10 protein-coding genes are annotated in these 13,641 nt (G+C 61.6%); 4 read left to right on the top strand and 6 right to left on the bottom strand.

Going from position 1 to position 13,641, the window contains the following annotated elements; translation table 11 throughout:
• Positions 1-249 precede the first annotated feature (249 nt).
• From PRZ03_RS01505 to PRZ03_RS01515, 3 genes are all read left to right on the top strand, one after another.
• Complete coding sequence (locus PRZ03_RS01505; RefSeq protein ID WP_273598703.1) at positions 250-858, top strand: PEP-CTERM sorting domain-containing protein; 609 nt, start codon at positions 250-252, stop codon at positions 856-858.
• A 74-nt stretch (positions 859-932) separates the two neighbouring features.
• Positions 933-3,734, top strand: coding sequence for a M4 family metallopeptidase (locus tag PRZ03_RS01510; RefSeq protein ID WP_273598704.1), 2,802 nt, complete (start codon positions 933-935; stop codon positions 3,732-3,734).
• A 273-nt stretch (positions 3,735-4,007) separates the two neighbouring features.
• Entirely contained in the window at positions 4,008-4,856 is an 849-nt protein-coding gene (locus PRZ03_RS01515; RefSeq protein WP_273598705.1) for a trypsin-like serine protease, read from the top strand.
• 34 nt (positions 4,857-4,890) lie between these two features.
• On the opposite strand, the gene PRZ03_RS01520 is transcribed toward PRZ03_RS01515, so the two are convergent.
• Positions 4,891-5,691, bottom strand: coding sequence for a hypothetical protein (locus tag PRZ03_RS01520; RefSeq protein ID WP_273598706.1), 801 nt, complete (start codon positions 5,689-5,691; stop codon positions 4,891-4,893).
• Positions 5,688-7,499, bottom strand: coding sequence for a caspase family protein (locus tag PRZ03_RS01525; RefSeq protein ID WP_273598707.1), 1,812 nt, complete (start codon positions 7,497-7,499; stop codon positions 5,688-5,690). The genes PRZ03_RS01520 and PRZ03_RS01525 overlap by 4 nt, the downstream gene beginning before the upstream one ends.
• Positions 7,500-7,609: 110 nt before the next feature.
• On the opposite strand from PRZ03_RS01525, the gene PRZ03_RS01530 reads away from it, so the two are divergent.
• A complete protein-coding gene (locus PRZ03_RS01530) occupies positions 7,610-9,259 on the top strand; it encodes a CHASE2 domain-containing protein (RefSeq protein WP_273598708.1) in 1,650 nt (549 codons plus the stop codon).
• On the opposite strand, the gene PRZ03_RS01535 is transcribed toward PRZ03_RS01530, so the two are convergent.
• From PRZ03_RS01535 to PRZ03_RS01550, 4 genes are read right to left on the bottom strand one after another with little or no spacing between them, the layout of a single operon-like run.
• The gene (locus PRZ03_RS01535) at positions 9,256-10,425 is read right to left on the bottom strand and encodes an ABC transporter permease (RefSeq protein ID WP_273598709.1); all 1,170 of its coding nucleotides are present in this window, start codon (positions 10,423-10,425) and stop codon (positions 9,256-9,258) included. The genes PRZ03_RS01530 and PRZ03_RS01535 overlap by 4 nt on opposite strands.
• Positions 10,422-11,579 carry an ABC transporter permease gene (locus tag PRZ03_RS01540; protein ID WP_263534968.1) on the bottom strand — a complete coding sequence of 386 codons (1,158 nt, stop codon included), beginning with the start codon at positions 11,577-11,579 and terminating at the stop codon, positions 10,422-10,424. Before PRZ03_RS01540 ends, PRZ03_RS01535 begins: the two co-directional genes overlap by 4 nt.
• A 19-nt stretch (positions 11,580-11,598) precedes the next feature.
• On the bottom strand, positions 11,599-12,309 hold the full coding sequence (locus tag PRZ03_RS01545) for an ABC transporter ATP-binding protein (protein WP_273598710.1): 711 nt from the start codon (positions 12,307-12,309) through the stop codon (positions 11,599-11,601).
• A 6-nt stretch (positions 12,310-12,315) separates the two neighbouring features.
• A complete protein-coding gene (locus PRZ03_RS01550) occupies positions 12,316-13,587 on the bottom strand; it encodes an efflux RND transporter periplasmic adaptor subunit (protein WP_273598711.1) in 1,272 nt (423 codons plus the stop codon).
• Positions 13,588-13,641 lie beyond the last annotated feature (54 nt).

Consider the following 13,641-nt stretch of genomic DNA (forward strand, 5'->3'; position numbering starts at 1 on the left):
ATACCGCCCCTTGTTTTGCGCGTTAGGCATCGAAAGCAAAGGCGGGTATTGACTTTCGTTTAACGCATTAAACAACATTTTTGCTGCGCTGCACATAGAGAGTTTCCCCGCCGTATTTCCCCTCTCATGACATACCCTTCCCGCAGGCTCGGGGTGCTCAAGCGGCAGGAATAATGGAAACATCCGGTTACGAAGTCCGATCAGGATTTCGGCTTGTTTACCTTATCAGCCATCACAAGGGTTTATTGAATGCGCACTACTCATCGCCTTTTTGTCGCAAGCGCCATCGCGCTGCTGTCGGCATCCTCGTTCGCTTTGCCGTCGGTTTGGACAACGCCGGATGACCATGTCGATGCGACGCATTCCTACCTGGAAAACTTCAACGCCTTTGGCGAGTCGGATGCTGCGGTCTCGGCCGGCAATGGCTATGGCTTCACCGCATCAGCGATCGGTGACACCTACTTCAATCTCGGTGCCCTGAGCACCAACAAAAACTATGTGGCGCTAACGCTTGATTTCACTGGTGCAGATGTACATGCGCTGCGCGGCAAATTCTTTGCCACCGACTACGACGGCACTTTCTTCCAATCAGTGACCTACTTTGAATTCACTTTGAGCAATAACTCGGTTGAGAAGTTCGAGGGCAAGGCGCTGGTCGAAGGCGGCATCACTGGTTTTTATTCCTCGCTCGCTATCAAGAAGCTGACCTTCAGTGTCGAGGATGGCACCTTCGATCTGGGCCAGTATGCGGCCATCGATGACTTGCAAGTTGGTGCGGTTCCTGAGCCCAGCAGTGTGGCCTTGCTTGGCCTGGGCTTGGCCGGTGTGGCCTTTGCTCGCCGCCGCCGCGCAGCCTAAGTAAAACACTGCTTATCCGCAGTCCATTTTCATCATTGATGCGGCGCTTATCCGCGCCGTACAAGGAATCCTTTATGTCTCGCAATACCTTGCAAAAAACCCTGGTCGCTGTTTCCGTCGGCCTGCTCTTTGGTGCTTATGCTCAGGCTGACGCTACGCTGCCGACCGTTCGTGCCGCGATCGATAGGCTTGCTGCCACATCCGGAGCTACGCCCAATGTATCCATCCACGAAGCGACCGGTGGCGTCAGCTTTGTGCGCGCGCCCAAGGGCGGCAAGCTGCAGGCGCAAGCCAGTGCTCGTTCAGTTGGCGAAGTAGACAAGCACAATGCCTCGCAGCAATTCTTCCGCGATCACTCCGGCCTCTTCGGCATTGCCAATGTGGACACCGAACTGTCGGCCGCGACCGTTCAGACCGATCGTCAAGGCTTCAGCCATCTGACCCGTAAGCAGGTCTATCACGGCCTGCCGGTCTTGGGCGGCGAGTTGAAGTCGCACTTCGATGCGGCTGGCAATTTGTACTCGGTGAACGGCAGCTTCATTCCCGGCATCAACGTCAACCCAAGCCCAAGCTTCACAGCCGAGCAAGCCAGCAAGATTGCGCTCGCCCGGGTAGCTGCCTCGAATGCGGGCAAGAAGATCAGCGCCGGCAAGCCCGAACTGATGATTTATCGCCAAGGCCTGACTCAAGGTATCTCGGGTGACAACCACTTGGTGTGGCAGGTTGAAGTCGGCAATGGCAGCGATGTGCGCGAGTTCGTTTATGTGGGCGCGCATTCCAGCAAAATCGTCGACCAAATCACCGGCATCCATGACGGTTTGAATCGTCGCGCCTACGATGGTCAGGGCAAATTGCCTCCAGTGCCGAACTATCCTAACAACCCGTTCTGGGTTGAGGGTCAGGGTCTGCCGACCGGCGTTGCAGAGGCTGACAATATGCTCAATGCCTCGGCCGATATTTTTAACTTGTTCAAGAACGGGTTTGGCCGCGACTCCTTCGATGGCAAGGGTGCCACGATGCACTCGATCTTCAACCGTGGCGATGCTTGTCCAAATGCTTCGTGGAACGGCACCTACATCTCCTTCTGCCCCGGCACCACGACCGATGACGTCACCGCGCACGAGTGGGGTCATGCTTACACCCAATACACCCACGGCCTGATTTATTCCTATCAGTCCGGTGCCTTGAACGAAGCCTATTCGGATATCTGGGGCGAGACGGTGGACCGTCTCAATGGCCGCGGTGGTGACACGCCTGATGCAGCCCGCACCAATGCCTGCGTCGTCAATGCAAATGCCCCCAAGACTGAAGTCGAGATCACCGCTCCAGCCGCAATTGCTGGGGTCAAGGCAACAGGTGCTGCTGGTTTTGGCCCGACGAGTTTCATTCTCAGCGGCAGCGTGATGGGTATTGGCGGCCTTGATCCTCTGGCATGCTCCGCTTTGCCTGCCAATTCGCTCGCCGGCAAGATCGCCTTCATCGACCGCGGCACCTGCAGCTTCGTGATCAAGGTCAAGAATGCCCAGAATGCCGGCGCCACAGGCGTCATCATTGGCAACAACACCGGCAGCACGGCCATTATTGCTCCGGGTGGCGTGGATGCAACTATCACGATCCCTACGCTGTCGGTGACACAGCTTGATGGCACAGCCATCAAGGAACAACTGGCGAATGGCGTGACAGCCAAGCTGAGCCGGACAGCCGGTGGCGCTACGCCTGCATACAACAACGTCCGTTGGCTGGTTGGCGAAGACTCTACTGCCTTTGGTGGCGCGATCCGCGACATGTACAGCCCGACTTGCTATGGCAACCCAGGCAAGGTCTCTGACGTTCAATACGCGTGCTCGGCTGCCGACAACGGCGGCGTCCATGGCAATTCGGGTGTGCCCAACCATGGCTACGCCCTGCTGGTGGACGGCGGCAATTACAACGGCCAAACCATTGCCGGCATCGGCTTGACCAAGGCGGCGCATCTCTATTACCGCGCTCAAAGCGTGTACCAAGGTCCATCCAGCGGTTTTGCCGCCCACGCAGATGCCTTGGCTGCATCGTGTAAAGACTTGACCGGCAAGCCGCTGAATGATCTGAAGACCGGCAATGTGTCGGGCGATGTGATCACCGAGTCGGATTGCGCCCAAGTTGACAAAATGGCTTTGGCAGTTGAACTGCGCACGGCACCTACTCAGTGCGGCTTTGGCCCGATTCTGAAGAAGAGCCCACCGGCACTTTGCGCTGCGGGCACGGTGACTTCGCTGCTGTCGGACAACTTCGAAGGTGGTCGTAGGGGTGGTGCCAAGTGGTTGGTGAGTTATGCCGGTGTCAACCCCTCGTTCACACCGCGCAACTGGTCCGTGATCAGTGGGTTGCCAGGTGGTCGTCCCGGTTCTGCCATCATCTCTTATCACCCGAACAACCAGTCCTGTGCGACCAACGTCAATCAAGCCGGCGCTCAATATCTGGATAGCCCGGAAGTGACCGTCCCTGCGGACGGCCTGAAGCTCAGCTTTGATCACTTCGTGCTGACTGAACCGGGCTTTGACGGTGGCAATGTGCAATACAGCGTGAATGGGGCGGCTTGGAAGGTGGTCCCAGCCACGGCCTTCGTCTACAACGGCTACAACGCCGTTCTGACCAGCGTGGCCGATGGTAATGATGACCCCTTGGCAGGTCAGCCCGGCTTCTCGGGCAACGATCTCAGCCCGATTGGCACGGCAGCAGGCGGATCATGGGGCCGCTCTATCGTCGACCTGTCGAAGCTGACCGGTGTCGCCACCGGTGCTAAGGTCAAGCTGCGCTTTGCCTCGGGCAACGACGGCTGCGGCGCGCCGCTGGGCTGGATCGTCGATGATGTGAACGTCTACAGCTGCAAACCATAAGTCACACCTGAGCCGGCTCGAAGCCGGCTCCCGGCGTGCTTCACTGGCTTGAGTTCGACGAAGGGCTTCCATAACAGGGAGCCCTTTTTTCATTGCAGACCCAAATGCTGACCGGGCAGCGGTCGTTCTTGAGTTCAATCAATTTACGGGCCTTGTGCAAATTCACAATCCCACGCTAGAGGGGGCTTGCGCTGAAGATTGTCCGTCTACACTCGGCATTAGTTTTTGAAGCAAGCATTGACCAACTTCGCACTTCAATCGGAATTCATCATCATGAAACTCAAAGCTGCATCCCTGCTGTTGACATTGACAAATTTGTCTGGCGCCACGCTGCTGAGCCTGGGGCTGGCGCAGTCGGCGCATGCGATTGTTGGGGGCACGGCCACGACGGCGTTCGAGCAGGTGTCGGGCAGTGCTGCCAGTGCGGTGCAGATTGCGCCGAACTGGGTGTTGACGGCGCGCCATGTCGGACTGGGCATTGGCTCGAGCTTCAGCAACGGCTTGGGTAACAGTGTGGTGGCGGCGCGTTACAACGCAGGCAACGGCGTTCAGCTTTCGGATGATCTGGCGCTTTTGCGGCTGACATCTTCGATCGCAGGCCCGCAGCTGGATTTGTGGGCCGATAGTCTGGCGCCGGCTCCTGTGGGTTCTTGGTATTCAGGGCTGGATGCCACCATCGTCAGCGGTAAGAACCACAGCCCTCGTGGTTATGGGTTTACGCAGGTGGTGGATTTCATCCCCCAGTTGGACGTCACCGACAACAGTATCAATGACCTCGCGACCGTCAATTACCTGCAGGCGGTCAGCCCTGGCAATGCGGCGCCCTATGTGCAAGGGGGCGATAGCGGTGGCGCTTTGTTCCGCGGCCATGTGACGGATTCGACCTCGGCCTTGTGGGGCATCACCTCGGCGGTTGATGTGACGGCAGGGGTGCATTCATCGCTGTTCGTCCAGCTCGCCAGCTATCGCAGCTGGATTGATCAAACCATGCTGGCAGACACCGCAGACATTCAGACGGCGCATTGGATTTCGGCCGTGCCTGAAGTCAGCAGCAGCCTGATGATGTTGCTGGGTCTGGCCGGCATGGGCTTTGTTGCTGGCGCGCGAACGCGTCGGACTTGAGTTTTGCGGGCGCTCTGGTCTGAGCGCCCTTGTTTCAGGGCGTCAGGCCGGCGCGAATGATCTCGCGTGCGGCCCAGACCTGACCTTCGTCCACCAGTGCAGCGGCCAAGCGCAGCTGGCGCAGCAGCGGGTCGGGCTCGGCCTGGCTGTGCTGTAGCAACTCTTGCTTGCGCTGCGCGAGCAGCGCCGGGTCTTCGACCACGATTTGCCCCTGGTGACGCTGGCCCGCGTAGCTAAGCGTCCATTGCAGCGTGTTGCCGCGCTTCAGATGTGCTGCGGGCAAGCGCAGCTCTTGCGCCGGCCCTTGTTGGCGGTGCACAACTTTGCCCTTCAGACTGAGCTCGAAGCTGGCCAGATCGGCATCGGCCGTCTGGCCCAGCGGCACCAAGAGGTCGGCCTGCGGCTCGGCCAGTCGTCCGCTCGGAATCGCCGTCAGGATGTAGTCCTCATTGGCGCCGCGCGAGGAGCCGCTGCGCAGGCGCTGACCACCGTCCAAGACGCTTTTGATCTGCTGCATCAGCTGCGGGACGCCACCGGCATCGGTCGGTGCGTTGCCGGCGCCGACGATCAAGGCGCCGCTGCTGACGCGGCGCATCTCGGGCGCGGCTTGGGAGGCAGCCAAGGCATACACCGCCACCTCTCCGGTGGCGACGCGCAGGCGGCGGCAGTCGGGCGATGACAGCGGCTCGGGGAAGGGCGTGGTGATTTCGCCGGAGCGGTTGATGACACGCGCCGTCGCGTCCGCGCCCTTGTACAAGCAGGCCGAGGCGCTTGCCAGCGCCGGCAGACTCAAGAACAGGCTGGCCAGCAGGCGGCGATTGTTCACCCGCTTCATTTGGCACGCACCAGGAAAACGTCACCGGTCAAATCGCTCTTTTCCATGGGCACCTGCTTGTTCTTGGTCTCCGCCTTGACGGCTTCGCGGACCTTTTTGAAAGTCTGCTCAATACTTTGATTGGGCACGCTGAGCTGCGCGGCGAAATGCTTGCTGAAGACGCTGTTGCGGGCAGTCCCGTCCTCGGCCGTGCTGCCGGGGGAGGTGGCAAACGCGATCAGGCCGCCTTGCGGCACTTGCTTGATGTCGGCCAGGCCGCCGCCGGCCAAGCTGCGGCTGGTGGCCGGCAGCGGGTTGTCGCGGCAAGCGTCGATGACCAAAAGCTTGACGGCCGGAGCGGCCACTTCGAGCTGGGCCACGATGTCGGCCAGCTGCACGCTGCCTTGATCGCGCACATCGTCGATCGAGCGCATCTTGGCGTTGTCCACCGGCATCAGGAAGTTCTCGCCGTCGGCCTGGATGGCGTGGCCGGCGTAATAGAACAGCGCGATGTCGGCACCCTTGGCACGCTTGGCGAAGTCGCGTGTCGCGGTGGCAAAGCGGGCTGAATCGACGTTCTCTAGGGTCAGCACATCAAAGCCGATGCGGGTCAGCTTGTCGCCCACCAAACGGGCATCGTTGACCGGGTTGACCAACGCGCTGCGTTGGTAGCGCGCATTGCCGATCACCAGCGCGACGCGCCGGCCGTCGCCCTTGATGGTGGGCGGCTTGCTCAGCTGCGTGCCAGCCAGATCGGCCGGCATGAAGGCGACCGGGTTCTCTCGGATGGCTTTTTCGGTGATGGCAATGCGCCGGTCTATTTGCGAGTTAGGCGCGTTGATCAACTCCGACGCACGCCGGTAGCCCTGAGAGGCGCGCAGCAGGTCGCCGCGCACTTCGGCACAAAAAGCGTTGTTGAAGGTCAGCGCCGGGGACTCCTTGTGATCGAGGTAAAGCTCCTCGAAACGCCGGCAGGCTTCGTCCATGCGCTTGGCCTCGGCGAACTTGACCGCCGCGTCAAAGTCCTTGCGCTGCGCGGCCGGCAGGCCGGCATCGGCACTCATCAAGTCAAGCGGCCGCAGCTCATAGGACGGCGCCAGCACCCGCATCACATTGGCGCCGGTGTTCTGCACTGCATTGCCGCTCAGCTGCCTGGGGTCGGCGCGCACCACGTTGAGCTCGTCGGAGCAGACGCGCTGGGCGCTCTCGCCGCCGACGTTGTCGGTGAAGACGCTGCGCTTGTCGCTGGCGCGGAAGACCTTGATGCGTGCAGCGGCCAAGCCGCGCGTCTCGGTGCAGCTGACGCGTGTGCTGCGTACTTGCTCCTTCGGGCAGGCTTTCAAGAATTTGGTCTGCACCGCGCAGGTGCTGCGCTCTTCGGTCGAGTTAGCGTTGCGTATTTCGCTGACGCCGCCGCTGACGATGACGACGCCTTCCGTGCCGGCCTTGGCTGCCAATTCGGCTAATTGCGCGTCGGAAACTTGGCCATTGATGCGCCCACCCAACTGCACGCGCTTGTAGAAGGGGCGCTCTTCAATGCGCAGCTTGTTCATGGCGGCTTCCAGATCCATCGCGACCTGGTTCGATACTTCGGTGCCGTCGGACAGAATCAGCAGCGAACGCAAGGTCCCGGCATCGGCATTCTTCGAGGGCACCAGGACGTTAATCTTGGGCGCCATCGAGTCGCTCAATGAGTGGCTCATATCGTTGACCGCCGTGCTTACCGTGGCGAGGCAGCCGCCCAGCATGGCGCTCAGTAGCAGCGCCGGCGCAAGCCGGGCCGTCCGGCGAAAACGAGAGATCTGTCGAGGCGGCTGGTGACGATGCATTGTTGTTTCCCGATGTTGCTGCTTGTAGACGAAATGCCGACTTAATATAGCGTAACCGCCAGTTGCAACGGCGTGATGGCATAGTGCCGCCTTCGAACCGGGCAATCAAGATGGCATCTTCACCTTTGGGCCTGACAGGCCGTTTACTGTTGCGCTTGCGCATCCCCGATCAGTTTTGGTCACTCTGGGGCGCGCGCATTCTCAATGCGGTGGTGATGTCCGCCATCGTCGCGTTCTGCCTCAAGCCCTTCGAGACCCCCGTGCGCGAGTTCGTCGACGCCAATGTGCAGCTGGACTTGCTGGCGCGGCTGGGTCATGCGGACAAGCTGCCGCCGGTGTGTGCGGGCCGAACCTTGGACTGCATTTCGGTCATAGGCATTGACGATGCCGAGCATCGCAATATCTTTCAGCAGCGATCGCCGCTCGACCCCGACAAGCTGCGCGAGCTGTTCGATGCGCTGCAGAGCGCGCCGCCCAAGGTGCTGGCAATCGATCTCGACTTGTCTCCGGCCGCACCGGATGAATGGCCGGCGCGGCGGCGCTTGTTTGACAGCTTGCAAAAGCTTTCGCGCCTGACTCAGCTGGTGATGGTCTGCCCGCAAGGCTATACGGGCGGCGACCCCGGCGCTTTGGATCAAGATTGGCTGGCGCTGTTTGGCAGCGAGGTTCAATTCGCTTCGCCCGATCTGAGCGAGAACGGCCTCTACTTCGATCGCGGGCAAGGCCTGACCCCCTTGGGTGTGGCGGCGGCCGAGCTGAGCCGTGAGCCCATACAGGCCCAGCTCGCTGAGGCCAAGGACTGGCATGCGGCCTGTCTTGGCGCGCGCAGCTCGGCCCATGGCCCCGAGCTGCGCGTGATTCGCCCGGCTGCGGTCGAAAGCCTGAACTTCAGCCAAGCGCTGCTCAAGCCCGATGCCTTGGCCGGGCGCCTGGTCTTGTTGGGCGGCAAATGGGGTAGCGGTGACCAATTCCTGCTGCGCGGGCAAAGTGAATCCTTTTACGGCGTCGGCTTGCATGCCTGGGTCGCCGCGACCGAGTTGGCACCCTTGTTCGAGCCGTCCAAGGTGGCGGAGTTGGTGATCGAGGTCTTGGTGGGCTTGTTGTCGGGTCTGTACTTTGCAGCGGTCTGGGCTGCCATCATCAAGCACAAGCAATCGTTCGCGCTGCGCTCGTTCTTTTACTTGCTGTTTCTTGGCGGGGCTGTGGTGCTGCCGGTGGCCTGGGTGATGACGACCGCGCGCTTGGCCGAGTTTGGGGTGGTCTTGGGTACGGCCGGCATGATCTTGTCGGCTGCGGCGGACAGTTTCTTGTCTGCCCATGAGGGGCATCTGGAAGCCGAACATGGGGCCGCAGGCGGATATCGTTTTTGGCCTGCCCCGCTGGCTTGGGGCGGCGGTGCGGCGGTGTTGGTGCTGACCTTGTTGCACGGCGAATCTTGGCTGGTGTGCCTGGCGGCGGGCGTCATTTTTGGCGCTTTGATAGCGTACTTTGATGCCACTGCACCGGCCGGCTCGGCGGCTCATGCACATGCAGAGGAGCATGTGCATGAGCATGCCGAACGCTGGTGGGATCTGTTCGCGCGCCTGTTTTGGCTGCTGATCAAGTTGGCGGCTTTGTACTTGGCGATGACTCATGCCCATGGTCATGAGGCCTGGGCAGTTTGGGCCTTGTTCGGCGGCTTTGTGTTGGCTTGGAGCTTGGGCCTGTTGTGGAGTCGGGCGAGAGCCGCCCTGTCAGCCAACCCAATAGGCCGCTATTAAGCCGCTCTTAGGCAATCCACAATCTTCATCCTCGCCGCACCCCAAGCCGGGATGAAACCGCCGACAAAGCCCATGAACAGGGAGAACAGCAGCGTTTGCCAGACGATGGCCGGGGTCAGCTTGAACTGAAAGGCCAGCTCCGAGAAGGTCTGGAAATTGGTGGTCGAGATATTGACCGTTTGCATCAGCGAAGCGGCGGCGAGTCCAATCAAGCCGCCAACCAAGGCCAAGAGCAGCGACTCCAACATAAAGGCCAAGAGTACCGCGCCGCGCTGGAAGCCCAAGGCCCGCAAGGTGCCGATCTCACCGACGCGCGAGGCTACCGCCGCGAACATCGTGATCATCGCGCCGACGATGGCGCCGACCGAGAAAATCACCGACAGCGCCGTGCCGAGGATGCTGATGAACTTGGCCAGCGCCTCACTTTGTTCGGCATAGAACACCGCCTCGCGTTTGAGCTCGACTGTCAGGCGCGGGTCGTCGGCGAGCTTGGCCTTGATGGCCTCGAACTGGCTCGCGTCGGCGAGCCGGAACACCACGCTGGAGAACGCGCCGCGCCGGAAGGCCTGTAGCATCTGCTCCGCATCGCCCCAGATTTCGGAGTCAAAGCCGGTGCGGCCGGCGTCGAACACGCCGACCACCGTCCAGTCGCGGCCGGCGAAGCGCAGCGTCTCGCCCAAGCCCGCGCCTTGAAAACCGCGCGCGATCGCTTTGCCGGTAACGATCTCCGAGGTGCCGGGCCGGAACATGCGGCCCTCTATCATTTGCACCTGCGGGCGCAGTTGCAGGCCGCGCTCGCTGGTGCCCCGTACCGTCACATTGCTTGGTTTGCCGCTGCCGCGTTTAGGCAGGTTGTTCAGCACCACCGGTTCCTTGGTGATCAGTGGCTGGCCGGCTGCATCGGTCGCTATGCCTGGCAAGCTTTCCAGAATGCTGGCTTGGATGCGGTCTATGCTGCTATTGATTTCGGCGCCGGCGCCCTTGCGCAAGGCAATCACATTGTCGGGCTGGCCGGTCGCAACCAGGGTCGCGCGTATGCCTTCGCTCATCATCAAGACGGTGGCGAACACATAGACGACCAGGGCCATGCCGCCGGCCGTCAGCAGCGTGGTGACGCGGCGCACCCAAAGGTTGCGTGCGATGTAACTGAGGGGAATCTGTTTCACGCGACGTGCCTCAGCCCTTGAACAATATCAATCCGGCTCATCTTCCACGCCGGCCAGGCCGCAGCCACCGCGCCGACGACCAAGGCCGCCAGCATCTGCAAGCTCATCGTGAGACCCGAGACATGAAAGGCCGGCAGCAGCGTGCCTATGGCTTTGCCGAAGCCCGCCGCGAGCGGCAGCGTCAACAACAAACCGGCTAGGCCACCCAGCAACGCGATCAAGAGACTCTCGCCGAACAAAAGCTTGACGACGAAGCTGGGCGCGAAGCCCAAGGCTTTGAGCGTGGCGTATTCGGCCAGGCGTTCCCGGGCGGTCATGGTCATGGTGTTGGCCATCACCGCCATGATGATGACGACGATGATGTAGCTGACCGCTTCGATCGCCAGCAAAATTGCTTCGCTCATAGACACAAAGCTGAGCTGGAAGGCCGACTCGGTTTCGGTCAGAGTTTCGGCCAGCGAGTTCTTGAAGCCGGCGTCGACCCGCTGCGAGATCAGCGCAGCGTTTTGCGGGTCTTTGATGCCGATGATGTAGACGCCCACCGCATCGGCCCGTTTGGGTGCCAGCTTGCGTATCGACTCATTCAGAAAGGCCCAGTGAAACAGCAGCTGGCTTTCGTCCGTCTTGGCCTCGGCGCCGTCCCAGATGCCGCGCAGCGTGAAGGTCCAGGTGCCCGGATAAATGGTGCCGCGAATGGGGATCTGGTCGCCGACCTTCCAGCCATACTTATCGGCCAGCTTGCGCCCGACGATGGCGCCTTGGCGGTCGCGCAGAAAGGCCAGCCGTTCCGCATCGCTGAGCCGGTACTCAGGGTAGAGCGCCAAATAACTGGCCGGCTCGACGGCAAACTGCGGGAAGAAATTGCGCTCGGTCAGGTAGACGCCGCCAAACCAGTTTGACCAGGAAATGCTGCTGACGCCGTCCACACCCTTGAGCCGCTGCGCATAGTTCATCGGCAGCGGGAAGGTCAAGGAGATCGCGCTGCGCGTCACCAGGCGCGTGCTGCTTGAGCCTTCAACGCCGGCATACCAGGCGCTGATGATGGTGCGCAAGAGCCCGAACGCACAGATCGCGACCACCAGGCCGACCATGGTCAGCAGCGTGCGCAGCTTGTGGCGAAAAGCGTTCTTGAGCAGGAGCTTGAAGATGAACATGGCGGCTTTTTCTGAGGCTTCAGGCCTGTGCGTTCATTTCTGCTTCGCTGACCAAGACGCCTTTTTCCAGATGCACCATGCGGCGCGCCCTTGCTGCAGCTTTGGGGTCATGGGTGACCATCACAATGGTTTTGCCCAGGTCCCGGTTCAGCTGCTGCAGCAGGTCCAGGACCTCGGAGCCGGTGACGCGGTCGAGGTCGCCGGTGGGCTCGTCGGCCACGATCAAGGTCGGGTCACTGACGAGCGCGCGGGCAATCGCGACGCGCTGCTGCTGGCCGCCCGAGAGTTCGTTCGGGTAATGATCCATTCGATCGGATAGTTTCACCATCTCCAGCGCCGCCAGCGCATGCTCACGGCGCTGCTTGGCCGAGAGCCCGGTCAGCAGCAAGGGCAGCTCGACGTTCTCGAAGGCGGTCAAGACCGGCAGCAGGTTGTAGAACTGAAAGATGAAGCCGACATGGGCGGCGCGCCAATTGGCCAATTGGCCCTCGCTGAGCGTGGCGATGTCGATGCCGCCAATCTCGATGCGGCCGCTGCTGGGCTGATCGATGCCGGCGATCAAATTCAGCAAGGTGCTTTTGCCCGAGCCGCTGGGGCCCATCAGGGCGACAAAGTCCCCGGCCACCACGTCTAACTGTATGTCCAGCAGGACGGGAATCTCTTGACCGCCGCGTTGATAGGACTTGGACAGGTCGCGGATGCGGATCAGCGCTTCTTGGTCTGCACTCATGGCGCTTTACTTCGCAGCCAGCGTCACTTGGCCGCCGTCTTTGAGCTTGGCGCTCGGCGCCAGCACGATGCGATCGCCCGATTTGACGGCGCCTGTCACTTCCACCACATCGCCGAGCTTGCGGCCGACCTTGACCTCGACGGCTTCCAGCAATTCCTTGTCACCGTCGCGCTTGATGCGCAGCAGCCACTGCTTGCCGTCTTTGTCCAGCAAGGTCTTGGGGTTGACGGCCAAGACCGGCTGCTGCTCGGCCGGCGTCGGCGCCTTGGACAGAAAGCTGACCTTGGCGCTCATCTCGGGCAGGATGCGCGGGTCGAGTTTGTCGAAACGGATCTTGGTCATCACCGTGGCCTTGGCGCGGTCCACCGTCGGCACAATGCCGGCAACCTGGCCGGTGAAGCGCATGTCGGGCAGCGCGTCCAGCGTGATCTCGACCGGCTGGCCCTTGGTCGCTTTGGCCAAGCTGCCTTCGGACACATCGGCCTCGACCTCCAGCGTGCTCAGGTCGGCCATGGTGACAACCGCACCTTGCGAGCCCGAGGCATTGGAGAAGGGCGTGATCATGTCGCCGACATTGGCGTTCTTGTTCAGCACCACACCGTCAAAAGGCGCGCGTATCTCGGTGTAGTCACGGGCGACGTTCTGCACCGCCAGCAAGGCCTGTGCCTGGCCCTGGCTGGCCTGCGCCTGCCCCACGCTGGCCTGTGCTGCGGCCACGCCGGCGCGGGCGGCGTCAAGCCGGCGCTGGTTGGCGTCGAGTGCTTGAGCCGAGACAAAGCCCTGCGCCTGCAAGCTTTTGCTGCGCTGCATTTCGGCCTCGGCATTGCCGAGTTCAACGCCGGCTTGTTGTGCCTGCGCCTGCGCTTGGCGCAGGCCCGCTTCGGCCTGGCGCACGCCGGCCAAGGCCGTGCCAATCGAGGCCTGCACATCGCTGGCGTCGAGGCGTGCGATCAGATCGCCCTTTTTGAGCAGGCTGCCCTCGCGCACATTCAGCTCGATCAGACGGCCGCTGCCCTTGGAGGCCACTGCCGCGCGGCGTTGCGCGACCACGTAGCCGGAGGCCGTCAGCTGCAGGTACTGCTGCGAGGGGTAGCTCTGCAGCACGGTGCTGGCTTGGACTTCGGGCTTGGACGGCATCAAGAACATCGCCGTCGCGCCCAAGGCCAGGGCGCCGCCCAAGACCCAGGGCCAGGTCTTGCGTGGCCGCTTGCTCTTGGCCGTAGGCGCCTGGCGGTCAATCTTCAATTGACCCAAAGATGCGGAAGTTGCGTCAGCCATAGTGGGAGTGATGTCTCAATTTGAATGAACGGAGCGGATCTTGCCATGCGCGCC

The organism is Roseateles albus, assembly GCF_028595345.1.
In the GTDB taxonomy this organism is placed as follows: Bacteria; Pseudomonadota; Gammaproteobacteria; order Burkholderiales; family Burkholderiaceae_C; genus Paucibacter_A; species Paucibacter_A albus.

What these genes read in the sequence shown, in the direction of transcription:
- PRZ03_RS01505 (WP_273598703.1), top strand. Translation starts at nt 250, where the DNA reads ATGCGCACTACTCATCGCCTTTTTGTCGCAAGCGCCATCGCGCTGCTG.
- PRZ03_RS01510 (WP_273598704.1), top strand. Translation starts at nt 933, where the DNA reads ATGTCTCGCAATACCTTGCAAAAAACCCTGGTCGCTGTTTCCGTCGGC.
- PRZ03_RS01515 (WP_273598705.1), top strand. Translation starts at nt 4,008, where the DNA reads ATGAAACTCAAAGCTGCATCCCTGCTGTTGACATTGACAAATTTGTCT.
- PRZ03_RS01520 (WP_273598706.1), bottom strand. Translation starts at nt 5,691, where the DNA reads ATGAAGCGGGTGAACAATCGCCGCCTGCTGGCCAGCCTGTTCTTGAGT.
- PRZ03_RS01525 (WP_273598707.1), bottom strand. Translation starts at nt 7,499, where the DNA reads ATGCATCGTCACCAGCCGCCTCGACAGATCTCTCGTTTTCGCCGGACG.
- PRZ03_RS01530 (WP_273598708.1), top strand. Translation starts at nt 7,610, where the DNA reads ATGGCATCTTCACCTTTGGGCCTGACAGGCCGTTTACTGTTGCGCTTG.
- PRZ03_RS01540 (WP_263534968.1), bottom strand. Translation starts at nt 11,579, where the DNA reads ATGTTCATCTTCAAGCTCCTGCTCAAGAACGCTTTTCGCCACAAGCTG.
- PRZ03_RS01545 (WP_273598710.1), bottom strand. Translation starts at nt 12,309, where the DNA reads ATGAGTGCAGACCAAGAAGCGCTGATCCGCATCCGCGACCTGTCCAAG.
- PRZ03_RS01550 (WP_273598711.1), bottom strand. Translation starts at nt 13,587, where the DNA reads ATGGCTGACGCAACTTCCGCATCTTTGGGTCAATTGAAGATTGACCGC.